Below are 22,334 nucleotides of genomic sequence, written 5' to 3' on the forward strand. Positions count from 1 at the left end.
AGGTGATGTTATGAAAGTACTGCTGATTTACGCCCATCCGGAACCGCGCTCCCTCAATGGCGGACTCAAAGATTTCGCCATCCGTCATCTGCAGCAGGCCGGTCATGAAGTCCAGGTGTCCGATCTCTACGCCATGCGCTGGAAGGCCGGGTATGACGCCGACGACAGCGGCGCGCCGCCGGTCGGCGAGTTCTGGCGTCCTACCCTTGATTCAAAACAGGCCTTTTCGCAAGGAACTCAAAGCGCGGATATCGCAGCCGAGCAGGAAAAGCTGCTGTGGGCCGATACGGTGATTTTTCAGTTCCCGCTGTGGTGGTTCTCGATGCCGGCGATCATGAAAGGCTGGATCGACCGGGTATACGCCTGGGGCTTTGCCTATGGCGTCGGCGAGCACAGCGACCGCCACTGGGGCGATCGCTATGGGGAAGGCACCTTCGTCGGCAAGCGGGCAATGCTGATCGTCACCGCCGGCGGCTGGGCGGAACACTATTCACCGCGCGGGATCAATGGCCCCATCGACGACATCCTGTTCCCCATTCAGCACGGTATGCTGTTCTATCCCGGCTTCGAGGTGCTTCCGCCGCTGGTGTTCTACCGCACGGACAAAACCGATGCCGCGCAGTTCGCCAACCAGTGCGCCACCCTGGCCGGGCGGCTGGACACGCTGTGGCAAACTGAGCCCATTCCATTTCGCCGGCAAAATCATGGCGACTATCTGATCCCATCGCTGACGCTTCGCCCGGAGCTGGCGCCAGGGCAAAGCGGCCTGGCGGTGCATCTGGCAACGAAATAAACCTCAACGCGATAGCCCTTCCGGGTTATCGCTTTCATTAATATGACAATTTGTGAGCCTCCACGCATTAACGGCATCCCGTCCCGCGAAGCCGCCTCTCATATTGATAGCGATCAAAAATAATCATACCGTCTGGTCGGTATGATTCCGGCCATGAATATGGAAGCCCAGCATCGTAAAAAAGATCCCGTCCGTCTCCACCGTCAGCTGCTTGAATCGGCGGCGATGATTGCCGGCCGGGACGGTATCGCCGCCCTGTCGCTGAACGCTGTCGCCCGCGAGGCTGGAGTCAGCAAAGGCGGCCTCCTGCACCATTTTCCCAATAAGCAGGCGCTGATTTTCGCTCTGTTCGCCAGGCTGCTGGCGATTATGGAAAAGGCGATTAGCGAACTGATGGCCGCCGATAACATCGCTTACGGGCGTTTTACCCGCGCCTATTTACACTATCTGTCCAATCCGCAGTTGACGGACACGCACGAAAGCCGTCAGCTGATGGTGCTCTCGCTGGCGATGCCGGACGAACCGGTGCTGCGAAAATGCTGGCGTGACTGGATGCTTGGCCACCTGGCGCAAGGCGATGCGCTGGATAACGGCCCAACCGGTACCCTGGTTCGCTACGCCGCCGACGGCATCTGGTTATCTGAGCTGACCGAGGGGCGCACCATGAGCAGCGAACACCGCCGGTCGCTGGTGAACGATCTGACCAAAATGACGCTTCCCGCATGAAGCGAATAGAGTGAGGCCGCGATGCGCTACAACATCAATGCCCGTCTCATTTATGATGCAACGGACGGCACGCTAACCCTGCCCGGCAGCGATGAACCGGATAGCCAGCTATCCATCACCGCCAGCGCGCTGCTCTATTTTTTTCTCCGCCATACCGGCGTGGTCAGTCGCGATGAAGTGTTGAAAAAAGTCTGGGACGATAACGGCTTAACGTCTTCCAACAGCAACCTCAACCAGTATCTGAGCATGCTGCGCAAAACCTTCCGCCACTACGATATCGATAACATTATCGTCACCGTGTCGCGCGGCATGCTGCAGCTGAATCAGGATCTCAGCATCGAACTGCTCGACGCCGGGCCGGCGCAGGCCGAAGTCGCCAGCCCTGCCGAGCCGCCTGGCGAACCCGCGGCGTCAGAAAGGGAAACCACACCGCCTGCCGCTTCACCACATGCGCGCGGGATGTGCTGGTATCTGGCCGGCGGCTGCCTGCTGGTCATCGCCCTGCTGCTGATGGCATTCACTTTTGCCGGCACCCACGTCGCCCGGCCAATTAATCTGACGCTGATGAACCACAGCCAGTGCGAACTGCTCGCCAGCGATGAAATGCTGCGTTCGGTCTCGGCGACGGCCTATGGTAAGAATTTTGATGAGGTGCGTCAGCGACTGAAGCTCAGCTGCAAGCCGGGCGAGCGTTTTGTTTTCTTCTATGGCGACCGGCTGGAGACCAACGGCCTGGGCCGGGTGTTTCTCGCCCACTGCGCGATGCACGAAGACAACCCTTTTAGCTATTGCGATAACTACTTTTACTACTCCTGGAAACCGCAATGAGACTCGCGCCCCGCACCTTTTTCGCCCTCTCTGCCCTCGCGTTTATCGCCGCCGCCGGGTTTAGCGCGTGGCGCCTGCTGCCGGATGCCAACGACGGCGTGATGAGCTGCTCCACCAAAGCGATCATGCGTTTTGAAAACATGGAAAAAGAGAATGTGAACGGCAATATCCATTTTAATTTTGCCGCTAATGGCAACGGTTCGATGGTAGTGGAAGGCTATACCGATTCTGCCGCCGGCTGGCTCTACCTGCAGCGTTACGTCAAATTCAGCTACACCAGCCAGCGCATCTCGGCAACCGAGCGCCACTACCGCATCAAGAAGTGGGAATCCAGCGCCTCGTCCATCGACGAATCGCCGGATGTCATCTTCGACTATTTCATGCGCGAGATGTCCGACAGCCACGACGGCCTGTTCCTCAATGCGCAAAAGCTTAACGACAAAGCTATCCTGCTGAGCTCAATCAACTCACCGCTCTACATATGCACGCTGAAGTCCGGCAGCACGCTTAATTAACCCGTCCCCCCTGTACCGCCGCGAGGAAAATGCGCCCTCGCTCACGCTCGAGTATTGCCCCCTTTTCCCTGGATGCTAAAAGCGCACGTTTTGCGTTTAGCTTCGACGCCAAAACTTGAGCATACCCACAATTATAACGTGGCTATATTACCGACTTCTGGCAAGTAATTATCATCTTATTAACATTCATCTTTCGCCGATAAATAGCTTAAAAAAGCGCCATACCATCATAAAAATCAATTCGCATAAAACAGAACAAAAAGATAAAAACAAGCCTAAAAAAAGCTAAATCACAGAGTAAAAAACTAAAATATCCATATTCACGGATTTAAATTTCACTTCTCTCCCCATTCCCTATAGTGAACCCCGAACGCCGCTTCCGCGTGTTGATGCCGTTACGCGGACGGTTTTCCCGAATCACAAAACCTGTTCTGGAGGAGATCACGATGGGTGATGCATTGGGGCTTATCGAAACCAAAGGTCTGGTGGCCTGTATTGAAGCAGCGGACTCGATGTGTAAAGCCGCCAACGTCGAACTGATCGGCTATGAAAACGTCGGCTCCGGCCTGGTCACCGTGATGGTGAAGGGCGACGTCGGCGCGGTAAAAGCGGCGGTGGATTCCGGTGTGGAATCGGCGCAGCGCATCGGCGAAGTGGTGACCTCGCTGGTTATCGCGCGTCCGCATAACGACATCAACAAAATCGTCATTAAACACAAGGCCTGAAGGCCAGGAGAACGCAAATGGGTGATGCATTAGGTCTGATCGAAACCAAAGGTCTGGTGGCCTGCATTGAAGCAGCGGATGCGATGTGTAAAGCCGCCAACGTCGAACTGATCGGCTATGAAAACGTCGGTTCCGGCCTCGTCACCGCGATGGTGAAAGGCGACGTCGGCGCGGTGAAAGCGGCGGTGGATTCCGGCGTCGAATCGGCGCAGCGCATCGGCGAAGTGGTGACCTCGCTGGTCATCGCGCGTCCGCATAACGACATCAACAAAATCGTCTCGCATTACAAAATTGCGGACTAACGGAGAAACCTGATGAAAGAAGCGCTTGGTCTTATCGAAACCAAAGGTCTGGTGGCCTGTATTGAAGCCGCGGACGCGATGTGCAAAGCCGCCAACGTCGAATTGATTGGCTATGAAAACGTCGGCTCCGGCCTGGTCACCGCCATGGTGAAAGGCGACGTCGGCGCGGTCAACGCGGCGGTAGACTCCGGCGTGGAAGCGGCGAAACGCATTGGCGAAGTCGTCAGCTCTCGCGTCATCGCGCGTCCACATAACGACATCGAAAAAATCGCGGCGCAGCACAAAGCATGACCTGACAGGGCACGCCCCGTCCCCACTCTTTTCGTCTGATGAAGGATAGACTCATGATTGAACTGGATAACGATTTGCAGTCCCGGCAGAACGCCCGGGAACTGGTGCGCAACGCCAAAAAGGCGCAGGCAATGCTGGCCACCTTTTCGCAGCAGCAAATCGACGCCATCGTGAAAAACGTGGCCCAGGAAGCAGCGCACCACGCCGAAGCGCTGGCGAAAATGGCCGCGGAAGAGACCGGTTTTGGCAACTGGCAGGACAAAGTGCTGAAAAACCGCTTCGCCTCGCTGCGCGTCTACGACGCCATCAAAGATATGAAGACCGTTGGCATCATTCATGACGACCCGGTAAAAAAAGTGATGGACGTGGGCGTGCCGCTGGGCGTGATTTGCGCGCTGGTACCCTCAACTAATCCAACCTCTACGGTTATCTACAAAGCGCTGATTGCCCTCAAGGCCGGCAACGCCATTATCTTCTCCCCGCACCCGGGCGCGCGTCAGTGCAGCTGGAAAGCGATTGAGATCGTCAAACGCGCGGCGGAAGCGGCCGGCGCGCCGGAGGGCAGCGTCGACGGCATCACCCAATTGACCCTCGAAGCCACCTCAGAGCTCATGCACAACAAAGACGTTTCGCTGATCCTCGCCACCGGCGGGGAAGGCATGGTGCGCGCGGCCTACGCGTCCGGCACCCCGACCATCAGCGGCGGCCCGGGCAACGGCCCGGCATTTATCGAACGCAGCGCCGATATCCATCACGCGGTGAAAGACATCATCACCAGCAAAACCTTCGATAATGGGGTGATTTGCGCCTCCGAGCAGTCGATCATTGTCGAAGGCTGCATTTACGATGAGGTTCACCGCGAGCTGGAAGCGCAGGGCGCTTACTTCATGAATGAAGATGAAGCGGCGAAAATGGCGGCGCTGCTGCTGCGCTCGAACGGCACCATCAACCCGAAAGTGGTCGGCAAAACCGCGCTGTACCTCAGCCAGATGGCCGGCTTCTGCGTCCCGGCCAGCACCAAAGTGCTGATCGCCGAGCAGACCACCGTCTCGCCGAAAAACCCCTACTCGCGGGAAAAACTGTGCCCGGTACTCGGCCTGTACGTGGCAGAGGACTGGAAAGCCGCCTGCCACCGCGTGGTAGAGCTGCTGACCAATGAAGGGCTCGGCCATACGCTGGTGATCCACACCCGCAACCAGGACGTCATCCGCCAGTTCAGCCTCGAAAAACCGGTCAACCGCATCCTGATCAACACCCCGGCGGCGCTCGGCGGCATCGGCGCCACCACCAATATCTCCCCGGCGCTGACCCTCGGCTGCGGCGCGGTCGGCGGCGGCTCCAGCTCCGACAACGTCGGCCCGATGAACCTGCTCAACATCCGCAAAGTCGGCTACGGCGTGCGTTCGATTGACGAACTGCGCGCCCCGGGCAGCCGCCCTGAACCGCAGCCGACCATCGTCACGCCGGCGAGCGATCCGCAGCGCAGCATTCTCGATGACGTGCGTTTCAACGCCCCGGCGAGCGCTGCGCCAGCACACCCGGCAGGCAGTGATGACCGCTTCGCCAGCGCAGGCGCCGCAGCGAATGCGGAAGGCGCAATTAACGAGCAAAACGTGGAACGCGTTATCCGCCAAGTGCTGGAGCGCCTCGCTAAGTAACGCACTGATATAAGGCGATAAAACGATGATTCTCGCAAAGGTGACCGGCCATGTTGTCGCCACGCAAAAATGCGATGAGCTGCGCGGCAGCAACCTGCTGTTGATCGCTCGCTTAGATGACAAACAGCAGCCGATGAAAGACCAGACCTGGGTCGCCGTCGATAACGTCGGCGCCGGTATGCACGACATCGTGCTGGCGGAAGAGTACTTCGCGCTCAATAAAGACCGCTACAAAGCCATGTCGGTGGTCGCCATTGTCGAGAAGGTGTTTCGGGAAGCCGAACAGGAGTGAATAGCCCAATGAGTGAATTTTTACTGAAACCGCGGATTTGCTTCGGTCAGGATGCCCTTTCGGTACTGAACGAACTGTCCGCCCGCAGCGTGCTGCTGGTAACCGATCAAGCGATGGTGAAGTTTGGCCTCGCCGAGCGCGTCACCGCCCTGTTGCGCCAGCGCGGGATCGCCTGGCAGGTGTGGGACGACGTGGTGGCGGATCCGGATATCGCCACCGTGGTGCGCGGTATGAAGCTGATGGATAACCACTACCCGGATTTGGTTATCGCGCTCGGCGGCGGTTCGGTTATCGATGCCGCCAAAGCGGTTATTTTCTCCCTGGCGCAAACCCGTCCGCTGGCCGACCGTCCCCGTCCGTGCTTCGTCGCCATCCCGACCACCAGCGGTACCGGTTCGGAAGTCACCGCCTTTTCAGTGGTGAAAGCCAACGCGGAAAAGCTGGTGCTGGTGGATGCGTCATTGCTGCCGGATATCGCCATTCTGGACCCGGCGTTGGTGGCCACGGTGCCGCCGGCTATTACCGCCGACACCGGCATGGACGTGCTGTGTCACGCCCTTGAGGCCTACGTCTCCCGCGCCGCCAGCGACTTTTCCGACGCCCTGGCGGAGAAAGTGGTGCAGCAGGTATTTCGCTATCTACCAACCTGCTGGCGCAGCGGTGACGACCTGCAGGCGCGCGAAAAGATGCACAACGCCTCCTGCATGGCGGGGATGGCCTTCACCAACGCATCGCTGGGGATCACCCACAGCCTGGCCCACGCGCTCGGCGGCGTCTTCCGCGTGCCCCATGGCCGCGCCAACGCCCTGCTGATGGCGCACGTCGTCGCCTGGAACGCCGATTTCCACGGCCAGTGCGACACCTTCGCGGCGCATAAATATGCCCGCCTGGCGCATCTGCTGGATCTGCCTGCCGCCTCGCCGCGCCAGGGCGTCGCCAGCCTGCTGGTCGCCATTCAGGCCTTAAAAGACGAGATGAACCAGCCCGCCGGCATTAGCGAAACCGGCATCGAGGCGGCTGAATTCGACCGCCGTTTGCCGGAGATGGTTGGCCAGGCGCTGCGCGACAGCTGCACGCCAACCAACCCACGTACGCCGGACGCTAATGCGTTAACCGAACTTTATCGCCAGGCGTGGTCCGGTTGCCCGGAATCGCCCGGCGGCGCTCCGCTTGCACGGGCCTACGGGTAACGCGCGAGTAGGCCGGGTCAGCGCAGCGCCACCCGGCAACAATGCGGGCAACTAACAAGAACATCTGGAGAATACTTCATGGCACACTACAACTTAACGCCGCGCGTAAAAGTGCTGGCAGACCGTTTACTCGCCCAGAAAAGCACTCTGTGCACCGAACATGCCACCACACTGAACGCTCTTGATGGCGACATCGCGGGCGTTCCCGCCGCCGTTAAACCGGCGCGCCGTTTCTATGAACTGATGCGCCAGCTGCCGCTGACCATCAGCGCCGACGAACTCATTGTCGGCAACCAGACCCGTAAACCGCACGGGGCGATTTTCCATGACGAAAACGCGACCCGTCGCCCATCGACTTTCCAGTTCCTCAACCTCAACAGCGATCTGGATTCGCCTGACTACCGGCTGGTGGTCGAAAAAGGGGTGCTGGCGATTAAGCACCAGCTGGAAGAGAAAACCCGCGCCCTCGGTAGCGCAGTCAGCCGCAGCGGCATGGATGAAGTCAACGGCTGTCGCGCCGCCATCTACGCCTGCGACGCCCTGCTGGCGCTGGCGCAAAACCTGGCCAACAGCGCCGAACAGCTGGCCGCCGCGGAAACCAACGCTTACCGCCGGGCGGAACTGCTGGACAGCGCCGCCATTCTGCACCATGTTCCGGCGCATCCGGCGCGCAGCTTCAAAGAAGCGTGCCAGGCCTTTTATCTGTTCCAGCTGGCGCTCCAGCTCGATAACGGCAGCTACGCCGTCAACCCGGAAGGCGCCGACAAAGCCCTGCTGCCTTACTACCAGCACGATATCAACAACGGCGCGCTCTCACCGCAGCAGGCGTATGAAATCGTCGAATCGCTGTGGTTCAAGCTGGCGGAACTGTGCGAAGTGCGCGCCGCCTGCGCGATCGACGGTTATCCGATGTTTGACGCCATGCTGCACGGCGCAAGCCTTGAGAATGCGCGCATCAACGAACTCTCCGACATGTTCCTCAGCGCGCAGCAAAACCTGAGCGCCCTGAATCTGCCGGTGCGTCTGTTCAAGGGAGTACAACACGTTTCCGCCGCCCCGTTTGCCGCCGCCGGCGATACGCCGGCAGCAGAAGGGCTGACCCCGCGCATGCAGCGCCTGCGTAACCACTACCTGACCGTGCGCCCGAGCGTCTCTATCTACCGCGCGCTGGCCTTTACCGAAGTGGTCAAAGCCAACCCCGGCATGCCGACAATTCTGCTGCGCGCCAAAGCCTTCCGCCACGCCTGCGAAACCGCGCCGATTCTGATTCAGGACGATGAGCTGATCGTCGGTCATCCGTGCGGCAAGCCGCGCGCGGGCGCCTTCTCGCCGGATATCGCCTGGCGCTGGGTGCGCGACGAACTCGATACCATGAGCACCCGTCCGCAGGATCCGTTTGAGATCAGCGAAGCAGATAAGAAAACCATCCGCGAAGAGATCGTGCCGTTCTGGGAAGGCCGCTCGCTGGATGAAATCTGCGAAGCCCAGTACCGCGAAGCGGGCGTATGGGCGTTCAGCGGCGAGACCTTCGTCAGCGACCTCTCCTACCACCAGATCAACGGCGGCGGCGACACCTGCCCGGGCTACGACGTGCTGCTGTTTACCAAAGGGATGAACGGCATTAAAGCCGACGCCGAGGCGCACCTGGCCAGCCTGAGCATGGAAAACCCGGAAGATATCGACCGCATCTACTACTACAAAGCGGCGATAGAAACCTGCGAAGGGGTGATTAACTACGCACACCGCATCGCCGCCCGCGCCCGCGAACTGGCCGCCGTTGAACAGAACGCCCAGCGCCGCGCCGAGTTGCTGACCATCGCCGAAGTGAACGAAAACGTGCCGGCGAATCCGCCGAAGACCTTGCAGGAAGCGCTGCAGAGTATCTGGACCGTGGAATCGCTGTTTGAAATCGAAGAGAACCAGACCGGGCTGTCCCTGGGGCGCGTCGATCAGTACTGCTACCCAATGTTCGAAGCCGATATTCGCGAAGGCCGCCTGACCCACGATACCGCGCTGGAGCTGCTGCAGGCGTTCATCATCAAATGCGCCGAGCTGATGTGGATGTCCAGCGAGCTGGGGGCGAAATATTTCGCCGGCTATCAGCCATTTATCAACCTGACCGTCGGCGGTCAGAAGCGTAGCGGCGGCGATGCCTGTAACGATCTGACCTATCTGATTATGGACGCCGTGCGCTTCGTGAAGGTTTACCAGCCGTCGCTGGCCTGCCGTATTCACAACCAGTCGCCGCAGAAGTATATGGAAAAAATCGTCGACGTCGTCAAAGCGGGGATGGGCTTCCCGGCCTGCCACTTCGACGACTCCCATATCAAGATGATGCTGCGAAAAGGCTTCGATTTCGAAGACGCCCGCGACTACTGCCTGATGGGCTGCGTTGAACCGCAGAAATCCGGGCGCATCTACCAGTGGACCTCCACCGGTTACACCCAGTGGCCCATCGCTATCGAGTTCGTGCTCAACCGCGGACGGATGGTGCTGTTCGATAGCTATCAGGGGCTGGATACCGGCGACCTGCGCGACCTGCGCACCTTCGAAGCATTCGACGCGGCGGTGAAACAGCAGATCGCCCATATCGTGCGCCTGTCGGCCATCGGTACCGTCATCAGCCAGCGCGTCCACCGTGATGTGGCGCCGAAGCCGCTGATGTCGCTGCTGGTAGAAGGCTGCATGGAAAAAGGGAAAGACGTTGCCGCCGGCGGCGCGATGATCAATCACGGCCCGGGGCTGATTTTCTCCGGCCTGGCGACCTACGTCGACTCCATGGCGGCGATCCGCAAGCTGGTGTTCGAAGAGAAGAAATACACCCTTGAGCAGATCCGCGATGCGCTGCTGGCCAACTTTGAAGGTTACGAAGCGCTGCGTCGCGACTGCCTCAACGCGCCGAAATACGGCAACGATGATAACTACGTTGACCAGTACGCACTGGATATCACCGAGTGGACCGAGCGCGAGTGCCGTAAGTACAAGATGCTCTACTCCACCCTGAGCCACGGCACACTGTCCATCTCCAACAACACGCCGATCGGCGAGCTGACCAACGCCACGCCGAACGGCCGCCTGGCGTGGATGCCGCTCTCCGACGGTATCAGCCCAACCCAGGGCGCGGATAAGCAAGGCCCGACGGCGATTATCAAATCGGTCAGCAAGATGAACGTGGAAACCATGAACATCGGCATGGTGCACAACTTCAAGTTCCTCAAAGGGCTGCTGGATACCCCGGAAGGTCGCCACGGCTTGATTACCTTGCTGCGTACCGCCTCGATTCTCGGCAACGGCCAGATGCAGTTCAGTTATGTCGATAACGAAGTGCTGAAGAAGGCGCAGCAGGAGCCGGAGAAATACCGTGACCTGATCGTCCGCGTCGCCGGCTACAGCGCCTACTTCGTCGAGCTGTGCAAAGAGGTCCAGGACGAGATCATCAGCCGTACGGTGATTGAGAAGTTCTAGTTCTCTGACTGGGAATTATTTGAGCCGTATTTGAGAAATAACCGGAAGTTCTCCGTCCCGTAACGGGACGGAGCGGGAGGCAAGCGTGATCGCAAAACAAGAATTAACGGGCCGAATTTTCAATATCCAGAAATATTCGATCTATGACGGCGATGGCATTCGCACGCTGGTGTTTTTTAAGGGCTGCAACATTCGCTGCCCGTGGTGCGCCAACCCGGAAGGGTTGAGCAGCCAGTTCCAGGTGATGTTCTCGCACGATAAATGCATTAACTGCGGCGACTGCGTCAGCGTCTGTCCGGCGGGTATTCATTATCGCGCGGAAGAGAACGGCGAAATGAAGCACTTCGTCGACCGCAATAAAGACTGCATCGGCTGCCGAAAATGCGAAGAGATTTGCACCCGGAACGCGCTGGACATTATGGGCAAGGACGTCACCGTCAGCGAGCTGATGGAAATCATCATGCAGGACTATGACTTCTATATCTCCTCCGGCGGGGGCGTAACCATCGGCGGCGGCGAGATGAGCCTGCAGACCGATTTTGCCGTCGCCTTATTCCGCGAATGCAAAAAAATGATGATTAACACCGCCGTCGAAACCCAGGGCACCACCCCACTTGCTAACTACCAGAAGCTGGCGCCGGTCACCGACACCTTCTTGTTCGACATTAAGCAGATTAATAGCGAACACCATAAGGCGATGCTCGGCATCGGCAACGAAGGGATCCGCCGCAATCTCGAATGGCTGGTGGATTCCGGCGCAAACGTGATTGTGCGTATGCCGCTCATTCGCGGCTACAACGACTCATTCGACGCCATTACCGGCGCCATTGATTACGTACAGAAGCTGGCGAAGCGCGGGAATATCCGCCGCATCGACATGCTGCCGTACCACCAGCTGGGACGCAAAAAGTACGAACGCCTGGATATGCCCTACCCGATTACCCAGGACCCGTCTTATTCAGCGGAAGAACTGGACCGGCTGGAAACCTTCTTCCGGCAATTTGATTTTGATATTCGCTTAGTCCGCCATTAACAGGAGCCGACCATGAAAAGTTTAGGCGTAATTGAAACGCGAGGATGGGTCGCCGCCATTCAGGCCGTCGACGCCGCCTGTAAAGCCGCGGGCGTGACCTGCATTGGCTATCGCAAACCAGGCTCCGGGCTGGTGAGCGTCTGCTTTGAAGGAGAGATCAGCGCCATCCACACCGCCATCGAGCGCGGCGTCGCCGTAGCCGGCGCCGAGCACACCGTGAAGTCGTTGGTTATTGCCCGCCCGGAGCGCTGCGTGGTTGAAGCGTTGAGCAACCTCAAAGGCAGCCCTCCGCGCGAGGAAAAAATAGCCGAACCGGTAGTTATCGCCGCCCCGGCCCCCATCGTCCCGCCTACCGCCCCGAGCGAAACAGAAGATAAACATCCGGCGCTGAAGAAAGGGAAGAAGTCATGATCGACACCGTGGTTCGCGAAAAAATCGCCGCCCGCCTGAGCGCAACGGCGCCGGCGATCCCGGTGGGGATCTCCAACCGCCACGTCCATCTCGCGCAACAGGACGTCGAGGCGTTGTTCGGTAAAGGCTACAGCCTGACGCCGTTCAAACCGCTGCGCCAGCCGGGGCAGTTCGCCGCCCAGGAGTGCGTGACCGTCGTCGGGCCGAAGGGCTCGCTGACCAACGTCCGTATCCTCGGGCCGACCCGCCCGGTATCGCAACTGGAAGTATCGCGCGCCGACTGCTTCACGCTCGGCATTCACGCGCCAGTTCGTGAGTCCGGGCAACTGGAGAATGCCGGTAGCGCTCTGCTGATTGGCCCCGCCGGTCACGTTGCGCTCCATTCGCAAGTGATTTGCGCCTGGCGGCATATTCATATGTCGTCGCAGGACGCGCGCCAGCTCAACGTCAGCAATGGCCAGAAGGTCAGCGTGCGCAGCAACGGCGAGCGCCAGCTGACATTCGACGAAGTGGTGGTGCGGGTGCGCGATGACTTCGCGCTGGAATTTCACATCGACACCGAAGAAGCCAATGCCGCCGGGTTAAAAAACGGCGCGCAGGTGACGCTCATCGGCTAACGGAGGCTCGCCATGACCGACGAACAGATTGAAGGTGTAGTTGCGCGGATTTTGCAGCGCCTGCGGCCGCCGGTACTGGTGATGGTGACCGCCGCTGACGGCTACCGCGCAGCTATCCGCCAACGCCTGGCGGGAAGCGGCTATCCGCTGCGCCTCGCGCTGGAGGAGGGTCTCGCTGACGCCGCCGCCTGGCGAGAGGTGGGCGAGATTATCCCGTCATCAACCTGGCTGGATGTCCTGCCGTCAGCGCCGTGGCGGGCGGTGCTGCTGCCTTTTCTCGATTATCCGCAAGCCTCGGATCTGCTGAACGGCACCCTGCGCAATGCAGTCTCCCGCTGCGCGCACGAGGCGCTGCTGGCGGGTATTCCGGTGCTGGCGCTGCGCTACCACTGCGATCCACACAGCGAGCTCAACCAGCTGCGCGGCACGCAGGCCGGCAGCGCCTACGCCGGGCATCTGCAGACCACGCTGGCTCGTCTGGAAGCCTGCGGCGTCTTCCTCGGCACCATGAATGAGCTGCTGGCGAAGCTGGACGCGCCCACCGCGCCAGCAGACGCCAACAGCGAACCGCGCCGTTATCTTACCGTCACAGACGTGGTGAATAATCCGGCGCTGGCGGCGGCCCCGCGCGCTCAGCTGACCGATGCGGCCATTGATTACTTAAAAAACAGAAAGATATGACCTTACCCTACGAAAAATCTGGAGCTTAACGATGTCCTCGAAAACTAAATGCTGGTTATGGATGCTGCTGGTTATCCTCTCCGAAACCTCGGCAACCTCGACGTTAAAAATGTTCGGTAGCAGTGAAGGCGGCAGCAAAATGCTGCTGCTCGGGCTGCTGATTGCGCTTTACTGCACCTGCTATTACTCGCTCTCAAGGGCGGTGAAAGATATCCCGGTCGGCCTGGCGTACGCCACCTGGTCCGGCACCGGCATCCTGGTGGTCTCGACGCTGGGAATGGCATTCTATGGCCAGCACCCGGATACCGCCGCCATCATCGGCATGGCGGTGATCGCCAGCGGCATCATTATCATGAACCTGTTCTCAAAAATGGGTTCCGAAGAGAACGAAGAGGCCGCGCCCGCCACGCCCGCCGCCGCCATGGATAAGAACATCGCTAACTAACAGGAAAGGAATACCCTATGTTTAATCTCGGATTTTTATGGCTGGCGCTGTCTATCGGCTCCGAAATCACCGGCACCTCGATGATCAAAAAAACCAACGGTTTCAGCAAACTGGCTCCTTCGGTGCTGGTGGTCTGCGCCTACGGCCTCTGCTACTTTGCCCTCACCCGCGCGATGAGCACCATCCCTGTGGGCGTGGCCTACTCGCTGTGGTGCGGCTTCGGTATCGTCGGCGTGACTATATGCTCGATGATCCTCTATAAGCAGAAACCGGACCTGGCGGCCATTATCGCCATGGCGCTGATTATCTCCGGCGGCGTGATCATGAACGTCTTCTCGACCATGTAACATGGTCTTTTATCCTGTTTCCCGGCCTGCGCGGGCAGTCCCTCGGCCCGCGCAAGCGCAGCGCCGCCGGGCCTTTTACCAAACAGGGTTTACCCCACTATGGTTTCGTGGCAGGATAAAAAGATGAACAGAAACGCGATCGTAACCTATCCCCGCCGTTGGTGGCTGCCTGCATAACAGGCGGCACGATACACGTTTCCATTTTCAAAGCCGCCGGAAGGCGGCTTTGGTGTTTTCAGGACGTCTTTCGGCTGAACAGTCTGATAAGGAGTCCCTGATGAACCATCCGCAAACCATCCTCACTGGCGACCGCCCCACCGGCCAGCTACATCTTGGCCACTACGTCGGCTCACTGCGCCAGCGCGTCGCGCTGCAGCACGACCACCAGCAGTTTATCCTTATCGCCGACCTGCAAGGGCTCACTGACAACGGCAGCAACCCGCAAAAAATAAGCCATCATATCCTCGAAGTGATGGCCGATTATCTGGCCGTCGGCATTGACCCCAGGCTCACCACGATCTGCCTGCAGTCCGCCCTGCCCGCGCTGGCGGAGCTCAGCGCGCTGTATATGAATATCGTCACCGTCGCCCGCGTGGAACGTAATCCGACGGTCAAAAATGAGATTGCCCAGAAGGGATTCGCCCGTTCGCTGCCGGTGGGCTTTCTCGCCTATCCGATTAGCCAGGCGGCAGATATCACCGCCTTCAAAGCCGAACTGGTGCCAGTGGGCGACGATCAGCTACCGATGATTGAGCAGACCAACGAGATCGTCCACAAGATGAATAGCCTCACCGGCGCGCCAGTGCTGCGCCACTGCAAGGCGCTACTCAGCGAAGTGAGCCGCCTGCCGGGCGTCGACGGCAACGCCAAAATGTCGAAATCGCTGGGCAATACGCTGACGTTATCGGCCAGTGAAGAGGAGATCCACCGCGCTGTCAGCGCGATGTATACCGACCCGACGCACCTGAGAGTCAGCGATCCGGGGCATGTCGACGGCAACGTGGTGTTCACCTATCTCGACGCTTTCCATAGCGATAAGGCACTGGTGGCTGAGATGAAAGCCCACTATCAGCGCGGCGGGCTGGGGGATCGCCAGTGTAAAAATGAACTGGAAACCTGCCTGCAGGCGCTCCTGGCGCCGATCCGCGAACGGCGGGCCACCTTTATTCAGGATAAAGGGATGTTGCTGGAATTGTTGCGTCAGGGCAGCGAGCGCGCCCACCAGTTGACGCAGCAGACGCTGCATGAGGTGAAACGAGGTCTGGGGCTGCCGGTCCTGTTCTGAGGTGATGAAAGGTTTCCGGTAGTGGATATTTTGTTAACGCGCCGACAAGACCCTGCCTTTCGTGTGGACAACACCGCCGCGGATGTTACTATCACGTTAACGGTAGCTCTCACTATGCGTGTTTCATTAAGGCCAGGATCGCTGATGATGACCACATAAGTAGTACAGCGTTCGGCTGCGCATCGACGCGGTAGAGCGCTGCGTCAGCGTCCCTTCCCCACTCATTCGTCCTTCGCAAGGAGGACGCTCCGCCCGCCGGAGAAGACACGCGTATCACTTCGCACAGGGAATCAAGCGAGTCGCGTATGGACAAAATAAAGAAACGTTGGACAGGGTATTTTGTCGGCTTACTGGTGGTACTCGCCGCCGCAGCATGGTGGCTGCTGCGCCCGCCGGGCCTCCCGGAGGGTTTTGCCAGTAGCAACGGACGAATCGAAGCCACCGAGGTGGATATTGCCAGCAAAATCGCCGGGCGTATCGACACCATTCTGGTCAAAGAGGGTCAGTTCGTGCACCAGGGAGAGGTGCTGGCGAGAATGGATACCCGTGTACTGAACGAGCAGCGTCTTGAAGCCGCCGCGCAAATCAAGGAAGCGGAAAGCGCGGTCCTGGCCGCCAGAGCCTTGCTCGATCAGCGGCAAAGTGAAATGCGCGCCAGCGAAGCGGTAGTGAAGCAGCGTCAGGCGGAGCTCGACTCCACGGCGAAACGCCATGTTCGCTCAAACACCCTCTCTCAGCGTGGCGCCGTCTCCGCCCAGCAGCTGGATGACGATCGCGCCGCGGCGGAGAGCGCTCGCGCGGCGCTGGAGTCGGCGAAAGCCCAGGTCTCTGCCGCCCGCGCCGCCATCGAGGCCGCCCGCACCAGCATTATTCAGGCGCAAACCCGCGTCGAAGCCGCCCAGGCGACCGAGCGGCGGATCCTGGCCGATATTGACGATAGCGAGCTGAAGGCGCCCCGCGACGGCCGTATTCAGTATCGCGTCGCCGAGCCCGGCGAAGTGCTGGCCGCCGGTGGTCGGGTGCTGAATATGGTCGATCTCGCTGACGTCTATATGACTTTCTTTCTGCCCACCGAACAGGCGGGTCTGCTGGCGCTCGGCAGCGAAGCGCGCTTGATCCTCGATGCCGCTCCGGATCTGGTGATCCCGGCCAATATCAGCTTTGTCGCCAGCGTCGCCCAGTTCACGCCGAAAACGGTGGAGACCCGCGACGAGCGTCTCAAACTGATGTTCCGCGTCAAAGCGCGTATCCCGCCGGAGCTGCTGGCGCAGCACCTGGAGTATGTCAAAACCGGTCTGCCCGGCATGGCTTACGTGCGGCTGGATAACCAGCAGTCCTGGCCTGAAGCCCTGACGGTAAGGTTGCCGCAATGATACTGACGCCACAGGATACCTCGCCCCCCGTCGCCCGGCTGGACAACGTTGGCCAGCGCTTCGGCACCACCGTGGCGCTGCGGGATATCAGTCTGGTGATCCCGGCGCGGCGCATGGTCGGCCTGATTGGCCCGGACGGCGTCGGCAAATCGAGCCTGCTCTCTCTCATCGCCGGGGCGCGGGCCATTGAGCAGGGTAACGTGATGGTGCTCGGCGGGGATATGCGCGACGTTCATCACCGCCGCGAGGTGTGCCCGAAGATTGCCTGGATGCCGCAGGGGCTGGGGAAAAACCTCTATCACACCCTTTCGGTGTATGAAAACGTCGACTTCTTCGCCCGCCTGTTTGGCCACGATAAAGCCGAACGCGAATCTCGTATCAACGAGCTGCTGCAGAGCACCGGGCTGGCGCCGTTTCGCGATCGCCCGGCGGGTAAGCTCTCCGGCGGGATGAAGCAAAAGCTGGGGCTCTGTTGCGCCCTTATCCACGACCCGCAGCTGCTGATCCTCGATGAACCCACCACCGGCGTCGACCCGCTTTCCCGGGCGCAGTTCTGGGAGCTTATCGACAGCATTCGTCAGCGCCAGCCGGAGATGAGCGTACTGGTGGCTACCGCCTACATGGAAGAGGCTGAGCGCTTTGACTGGCTGGTGGCGATGAACGCCGGCGAGGTGCTGGCGACCGGTACCGCTGCGGAGCTGAAAGCGCAGACCGGCAGTCAGACGCTGGAGCAGGCGTTTATCGCCCTGCTGCCGGAAGCGCAGCGCCAGGCGCATAAGGCAGTGGTAATCCCGCCGCGCGACGACCGCGAGGAAGAGATCGCCATCGAAGCCCGTGGGCTGACCATGCGCTTTGGCGACTTCGTCGCCGTCGACCACGTTAACTTCCGCATCGCCCGCGGTGAAATCTTCGGCTTCCTCGGCTCCAACGGCTGCGGCAAATCCACCACCATGAAGATGCTCACCGGCCTGCTGCCCGCCAGCGAAGGCGAAGCCTGGCTGTTCGGCCAGCCGGTCGACCCGAAAGATATCGCTACCCGCCAGCGGGTGGGCTATATGTCGCAGGCTTTCTCGCTCTATAGCGAACTGACCGTCCGGCAAAACCTCGAATTGCACGCCCGCCTGTTTCATATTCCGGACGGCGAGATCCCCGGGCGGGTGGCGGAAATGAGCGAGCGCTTCATGCTCAGCGAAGTGGAAGACGCCCTGCCCACCGCCCTGCCGCTGGGCATCCGTCAGCGTCTGTCGCTGGCGGTGGCGGTCATCCATCGCCCGGAAATGCTGATCCTCGACGAACCCACCTCCGGGGTCGATCCGGTGGCACGGGATATGTTCTGGCAGCTGATGGTCGACCTCGCGCGTCAGGATCGGGTGACCATTTTTATCTCCACCCACTTTATGAATGAGGCAGAACGCTGCGACCGCATCTCGCTGATGCACGCCGGCAAGGTGCTGGCCAGCGATACGCCGCAGGCGCTGGTCGAGCAGCGCGGTGCCGCCAGCCTCGAAGAGGCGTTTATCGCCTGGCTCCAGGAGGCGCAGCCAACCGCCGCAGCTCCTGAGGAACCTGCGCCAGCTGCAGCATCCCATCCAGAACGCGCGGCCCCGCGCCAGGCCTTCAGTCTGCAACGGCTGTTCAGCTACAGCCGCCGCGAAGCGCTGGAACTGCGCCGCGATCCGGTGCGCTCGACGCTGGCGCTGCTGGGAACGGTGATCCTGATGTTTATCATGGGCTATGGGATCAGCATGGACGTCGAGGATCTGCGCTTTGCGGTACTCGACCGCGATCAAACCCTCAGCAGTCAGGGCTGGTCGCAGAATATCGCTGGCTCACGCTACTTTATCGAACAGGCGCCGCTGCGCAGTTACGATGAGCTCGACCGGCGGATGCGCGACGGCGAGCTGGCGGTGGCGATAGAGATCCCGCCGAACTTTGGCCGCGATATCGCCCGCGGCACGCCGGTGCAAATCGGCGTCTGGGTGGATGGCGCAATGCCAAACCGCGCGGAAACGGTGCGCGGCTACGTGCAGGCCATGCATCTGGCCTGGCTGCAGGAGATGGCCGCCCGGCAGAGCAGTCCGCAGCGCGCTACCTCTCTCATCTCCATTGAGACCCGCTATCGCTATAATCCGGACGTGAAGAGCCTGCCGGCCATCGTCCCGGCGGTGATCCCGCTGCTGCTGATGATGATCCCGGCGATGCTCAGCGCCCTGAGCGTGGTACGCGAGAAGGAGCTCGGGTCGATCATCAACCTGTACGTGACGCCGACCACCCGCAGCGAATTCCTGCTCGGCAAGCAGGTGCCTTACATCGTACTGGGAATGTTTAACTTCTTTTTGCTGTGCGCGCTGTCGGTCTTCGTCTTTGGCGTATCACATAAGGGCAGCTTCCTGACGCTGAGCCTGGCGGCGCTGCTCTATGTCACCATCGCCACCGGACTGGGACTGCTGATCTCAACCTTTATGAAGAGCCAAATCGCCGCCATCTTCGGCACCGCCATCATTACGCTCATCCCGGCGACCCAGTTCTCCGGGATGATCGATCCGGTGGCGTCGCTGGAAGGCCCCGGGCGCTGGATTGGACAAATCTACCCGACCAGCCACTTCCTGACTATCGCCCGCGGCACCTTCTCCAAGGCGCTGAATCTCAGCGATTTGTGGGGCTCCTTTATTCCCCTACTGATTGCGGTGCCGCTGGTGCTCGGGCTGAGCGTGTTGCTGCTGAAGAAACAGGAGGGGTGATGCGCGGATTACGTAATATTTATAACCTCGGCGTTAAAGAGCTGCGCAGCCTGCTGGGTGATAAAGCGATGCTGGCGCTGATCGTGTTTGCTTTTACCGTGTCGGTGTACTCCTCAGCTACGGTGATGCCCGGCTCGCTGCACCTGGCGCCGATTGCGGTTGCCGATATGGATAAGTCGCAGCTCTCTTCACGCATCATTAACGCTTTCTACCGCCCCTGGTTTCTCGAACCGGAGCTGATCACCGCCGATGAGATGGACGCCGGCCTGGATGCCGGGCGCTACACTTTCGCCATCAATATTCCGCCAAATTTCCAGCGCGATGTGCTGGCCGGCCGCCAGCCGGAAGTGCAGGTCAACGTCGACGCCACGCGCATGAGCCAGGCCTTTACCGGCAACGGCTATATCCAGAATATTATTAACGGCGAAGTAAACGGCTTCATTGCCCGCTACCGGGAGAACAGCGTGCTGCCGGTAGAGCTGGCGGTAAGAATGCGCTTTAACCCTAACCTGGAACAGGAGCGCTTTGGCGCGGTGATGGCGATCATCAACAACATCACCATGCTGGCTATTGTCCTCACCGGTTCGGCGCTGATCCGCGAGCGCGAGCACGGTACCATCGAGCATCTGCTGGTGATGCCGGTTACGCCGTTTGAGATCATGATGGCCAAGATCTGGTCGATGGGGCTGGTGGTGCTGGTGGTCTCCGGGCTGTCGCTGCTGCTGATGGTTCAGGGGATTTTGCAGGTGCCCATTGAGGGGTCGATTCCTCTGTTTATGCTGGGGGTGGCGCTCAGCCTGTTCGCCACCACCTCGATCGGCATTTTTATGGGCACCCTCGCCCGCTCGATGCCGCAGCTGGGGCTGCTGATGATCCTGGTGCTGCTGCCGCTGCAGATGCTCTCTGGCGGCTCCACGCCGCGGGAAAGTATGCCGCAGCTGGTCCAGGATATCATGTTGACCATGCCGACCACCCACTTCGTCAGTCTGGCGCAGGCGATTCTGTACCGCGGCGCCAGCTTCAGTATCGTCTGGCCGCAGTTCTTAACCTTGCTGGCTATCGGAGCGGTGTTCTTTACTATCGCCCTGCTGCGTTTTCGCAAAACGATTGGTCAGATGGCGTAAGGGCTTAAGAAGGGCCGTCGACTCCCGGCGGCCCGAATGGTTTATTTGTGGCGATTCATAAAGTGGCGAAGACCCCAGGTGAAGGCCATCGCCATGCTGAAGAGAATGAACAGCAGCACCACCCAGCTAATGGAGATGCGCAGCAGCGTGCCGGGGGTCATAAACGGCTGCAGATAGACAGTGAAGGACTGGGCGGGTGATTTCCCCAGCAGTTCATACAGGTTATCCGTCAGCCACACGCCGACCCGGCAGAACAGCCAGATTATCGCTGGCCAGCAGAGCAACACCAGAAAGGTAAAGCGCTCCTGAAGGTAGGTGAAGAGCCGGCGCAACGGCGACCAGTTAAGCAGGATTTTCATTTCTATTCTCATATTGCCAGCCGATAACCAGAGCAGATAGCGCAAGGTACGTCGGACAGCATCCATACAGGCAATCATCCCTCTTTGTATATCAAATTTGCTGTCATATAAACCAGATCAAGTTAACAAAGTGTTAATGATATGGCGCATCAAGCCCAAAAACCGGCAAGATGCATACCCATTGTTGCAATAAATGGGGAGTGAAGTCCTCAGCGGCGGAAATAATTTCGTAATTTCGCTAACGCGTTAATATCCCGAAAGAAGAAGCAGCGCTATTATTTCGCAGAGCACAAGATAATAGCGCTGAAATAGAGAGAGATATTTAACCGTAGCTACTGATAATTATTTTTCGACTCGTATCATTGGATAAATTCACGGTACGAGCGACCACACCACGCGCGTAATTCTCAGTATTTTTCGAGGCAAAAAGATAGGTATTTTATCCGCAGCGTTGCAGAGGTTGTTTATTCACCATACCCGTGTTGCAGGTTTCTGACACCACCCGCCCGGAGAGCGTCAGGTTGGCGGGTTAGCGAAGCAGTAGCAGGACTTCAGGCGATATTTTTCCCTGAGTCGGTGCGACCTATCTTGTCCGCGCCACAGGAGGGGCGTAGCCCCATGTCGGATCCGTAGCCCCGGTAAGCGCAGCGCCACCGGGGAGGCGTACCCCACACAGCAAAAAACCCCGCACCTTTCGGGACGGGGTTCTTTTTAAACGCAAAAACAAAAAGCTCAGTCTTTCGACTGAGCTTTCTGCTTTATTTGATGCCTGGCAGTTCCCTACTCTCACATGGGGAGACCCCACACTACCATCGGCGCTACGGCGTTTCACTTCTGAGTTCGGCATGGGGTCAGGTGGGACCACCGCGCTAGTGCCGCCAGGCAAATTCTTTGTGCTCAGTACACAATTCTTTATCGCATCAGCTGCGTTGCCTGCGCTCGCAAAGTCAGTCACATACTTCAGTATGCTCCTTCCTTTCCTTCGCTTGTCGCCTTGCTGCTGCGCAAATTATTGCGTACTCAACTCTGAATCGAAGCTGAAAATTCTCTCAAATCCGCCAAAACATCTTCGGCGTTGTAAGGTTAAGCCTCACGGTTCATTAGTACCGGTTAGCTCAACGCATCGCTGCGCT

General features: G+C 59.4%; 22 protein-coding genes and 1 rRNA gene. 21 read left to right on the top strand and 2 right to left on the bottom strand.

Annotation, left to right across the window (positions count from 1 at the left end; translation table 11 throughout):
- The first annotated feature begins 10 nt into the window (after nucleotides 1–10).
- The 21 genes from QLG03_RS15575 (at nucleotide 11) to QLG03_RS15675 (ending at nucleotide 20,842) form a co-directional block, all read left to right on the top strand.
- The gene (locus tag QLG03_RS15575) at nucleotides 11–793 is read left to right on the top strand and encodes an NAD(P)H-dependent oxidoreductase (RefSeq protein WP_086076453.1); all 783 of its coding nucleotides are present in this window, start codon (nucleotides 11–13) and stop codon (nucleotides 791–793) included.
- Between the two features lie 141 nt (nucleotides 794–934).
- Nucleotides 935–1,519 carry a TetR/AcrR family transcriptional regulator gene (locus tag QLG03_RS15580; protein WP_086076454.1) on the top strand — a complete coding sequence of 195 codons (585 nt, stop codon included), beginning with the start codon at nucleotides 935–937 and terminating at the stop codon, nucleotides 1,517–1,519.
- A 21-nt stretch (nucleotides 1,520–1,540) separates the two neighbouring features.
- Nucleotides 1,541–2,347: a winged helix-turn-helix domain-containing protein gene (locus QLG03_RS15585; protein WP_255989627.1), complete on the top strand. Its 807-nt coding sequence runs from the start codon at nucleotides 1,541–1,543 to the stop codon at nucleotides 2,345–2,347.
- On the top strand, nucleotides 2,344–2,862 hold the full coding sequence (locus QLG03_RS15590; protein WP_004204137.1) for a FidL-like protein: 519 nt from the start codon (nucleotides 2,344–2,346) through the stop codon (nucleotides 2,860–2,862). Before QLG03_RS15585 ends, QLG03_RS15590 begins: the two co-directional genes overlap by 4 nt.
- Before the next feature lie 446 nt (nucleotides 2,863–3,308).
- A complete protein-coding gene (locus QLG03_RS15595) occupies nucleotides 3,309–3,587 on the top strand; it encodes a BMC domain-containing protein (protein WP_004182810.1) in 279 nt (92 codons plus the stop codon).
- A gap of 17 nt (nucleotides 3,588–3,604) precedes the next feature.
- Nucleotides 3,605–3,889: a BMC domain-containing protein gene (locus QLG03_RS15600; RefSeq protein ID WP_002442227.1), complete on the top strand. Its 285-nt coding sequence runs from the start codon at nucleotides 3,605–3,607 to the stop codon at nucleotides 3,887–3,889.
- Between the two features lie 12 nt (nucleotides 3,890–3,901).
- The gene (locus tag QLG03_RS15605) at nucleotides 3,902–4,180 is read left to right on the top strand and encodes a BMC domain-containing protein (protein ID WP_004146125.1); all 279 of its coding nucleotides are present in this window, start codon (nucleotides 3,902–3,904) and stop codon (nucleotides 4,178–4,180) included.
- 53 nt (nucleotides 4,181–4,233) lie between these two features.
- The gene (locus tag QLG03_RS15610) at nucleotides 4,234–5,838 is read left to right on the top strand and encodes an acetaldehyde dehydrogenase (acetylating) (protein ID WP_282473655.1); all 1,605 of its coding nucleotides are present in this window, start codon (nucleotides 4,234–4,236) and stop codon (nucleotides 5,836–5,838) included.
- Nucleotides 5,839–5,863: 25 nt separating this feature from the next.
- Nucleotides 5,864–6,130: a EutN/CcmL family microcompartment protein gene (locus QLG03_RS15615; RefSeq protein ID WP_032454741.1), complete on the top strand. Its 267-nt coding sequence runs from the start codon at nucleotides 5,864–5,866 to the stop codon at nucleotides 6,128–6,130.
- An 8-nt stretch (nucleotides 6,131–6,138) separates the two neighbouring features.
- Nucleotides 6,139–7,320, top strand: coding sequence for a 1-propanol dehydrogenase PduQ (locus QLG03_RS15620; protein ID WP_255989632.1), 1,182 nt, complete (start codon nucleotides 6,139–6,141; stop codon nucleotides 7,318–7,320).
- Nucleotides 7,321–7,398: 78 nt separating this feature from the next.
- Nucleotides 7,399–10,785, top strand: coding sequence for a choline trimethylamine-lyase (gene cutC, locus QLG03_RS15625; protein ID WP_255989634.1), 3,387 nt, complete (start codon nucleotides 7,399–7,401; stop codon nucleotides 10,783–10,785).
- Between the two features lie 85 nt (nucleotides 10,786–10,870).
- Nucleotides 10,871–11,818, top strand: a complete 948-nt coding sequence (gene cutD, locus QLG03_RS15630; RefSeq protein WP_255989636.1) for a choline TMA-lyase-activating enzyme — start codon at nucleotides 10,871–10,873, stop codon at nucleotides 11,816–11,818.
- Between the two features lie 12 nt (nucleotides 11,819–11,830).
- Nucleotides 11,831–12,229 carry a BMC domain-containing protein gene (locus QLG03_RS15635; RefSeq protein ID WP_032454737.1) on the top strand — a complete coding sequence of 133 codons (399 nt, stop codon included), beginning with the start codon at nucleotides 11,831–11,833 and terminating at the stop codon, nucleotides 12,227–12,229.
- Nucleotides 12,226–12,846 (top strand): phosphate propanoyltransferase, encoded by a 621-nt coding sequence (locus tag QLG03_RS15640; RefSeq protein WP_032454736.1) that lies wholly within the window; start codon nucleotides 12,226–12,228, stop codon nucleotides 12,844–12,846. Before QLG03_RS15635 ends, QLG03_RS15640 begins: the two co-directional genes overlap by 4 nt.
- Nucleotides 12,847–12,858: 12 nt before the next feature.
- Entirely contained in the window at nucleotides 12,859–13,527 is a 669-nt protein-coding gene (locus QLG03_RS15645) for a hypothetical protein (protein ID WP_255989639.1), read from the top strand.
- Nucleotides 13,528–13,558: 31 nt separating this feature from the next.
- Complete coding sequence (locus tag QLG03_RS15650) at nucleotides 13,559–13,972, top strand: multidrug efflux SMR transporter (protein ID WP_085551441.1); 414 nt, start codon at nucleotides 13,559–13,561, stop codon at nucleotides 13,970–13,972.
- 17 nt (nucleotides 13,973–13,989) lie between these two features.
- Nucleotides 13,990–14,319, top strand: coding sequence for a multidrug efflux SMR transporter (locus tag QLG03_RS15655; protein ID WP_004204123.1), 330 nt, complete (start codon nucleotides 13,990–13,992; stop codon nucleotides 14,317–14,319).
- Nucleotides 14,320–14,596: 277 nt separating this feature from the next.
- Nucleotides 14,597–15,604, top strand: coding sequence for a tryptophan--tRNA ligase (gene trpS / locus QLG03_RS15660; protein ID WP_087827577.1), 1,008 nt, complete (start codon nucleotides 14,597–14,599; stop codon nucleotides 15,602–15,604).
- 305 nt (nucleotides 15,605–15,909) lie between these two features.
- Nucleotides 15,910–16,977 (top strand): HlyD family efflux transporter periplasmic adaptor subunit, encoded by a 1,068-nt coding sequence (locus QLG03_RS15665; RefSeq protein ID WP_048296580.1) that lies wholly within the window; start codon nucleotides 15,910–15,912, stop codon nucleotides 16,975–16,977.
- On the top strand, nucleotides 16,974–19,718 hold the full coding sequence (gene rbbA / locus QLG03_RS15670) for a ribosome-associated ATPase/putative transporter RbbA (RefSeq protein ID WP_065883218.1): 2,745 nt from the start codon (nucleotides 16,974–16,976) through the stop codon (nucleotides 19,716–19,718). Before QLG03_RS15665 ends, rbbA begins: the two co-directional genes overlap by 4 nt.
- Nucleotides 19,718–20,842, top strand: coding sequence for an ABC transporter permease (locus QLG03_RS15675; protein ID WP_048336335.1), 1,125 nt, complete (start codon nucleotides 19,718–19,720; stop codon nucleotides 20,840–20,842). Before rbbA ends, QLG03_RS15675 begins: the two co-directional genes overlap by 1 nt.
- Nucleotides 20,843–20,883: 41 nt before the next feature.
- Here QLG03_RS15675 and QLG03_RS15680 read toward each other — a convergent pair whose 3' ends face one another.
- Both QLG03_RS15680 and rrf read right to left on the bottom strand, forming a co-directional pair.
- On the bottom strand, nucleotides 20,884–21,201 hold the full coding sequence (locus QLG03_RS15680) for a hypothetical protein (protein ID WP_004204117.1): 318 nt from the start codon (nucleotides 21,199–21,201) through the stop codon (nucleotides 20,884–20,886).
- Between the two features lie 767 nt (nucleotides 21,202–21,968).
- Nucleotides 21,969–22,084 (bottom strand): 5S ribosomal RNA (gene rrf, locus QLG03_RS15685).
- Between the last annotated feature and the right edge of the window lie 250 nt (nucleotides 22,085–22,334).

Source organism: Klebsiella sp. V115_8, assembly GCF_029967715.1.
GTDB lineage: Bacteria > Pseudomonadota > Gammaproteobacteria > Enterobacterales > Enterobacteriaceae > Klebsiella > Klebsiella quasipneumoniae.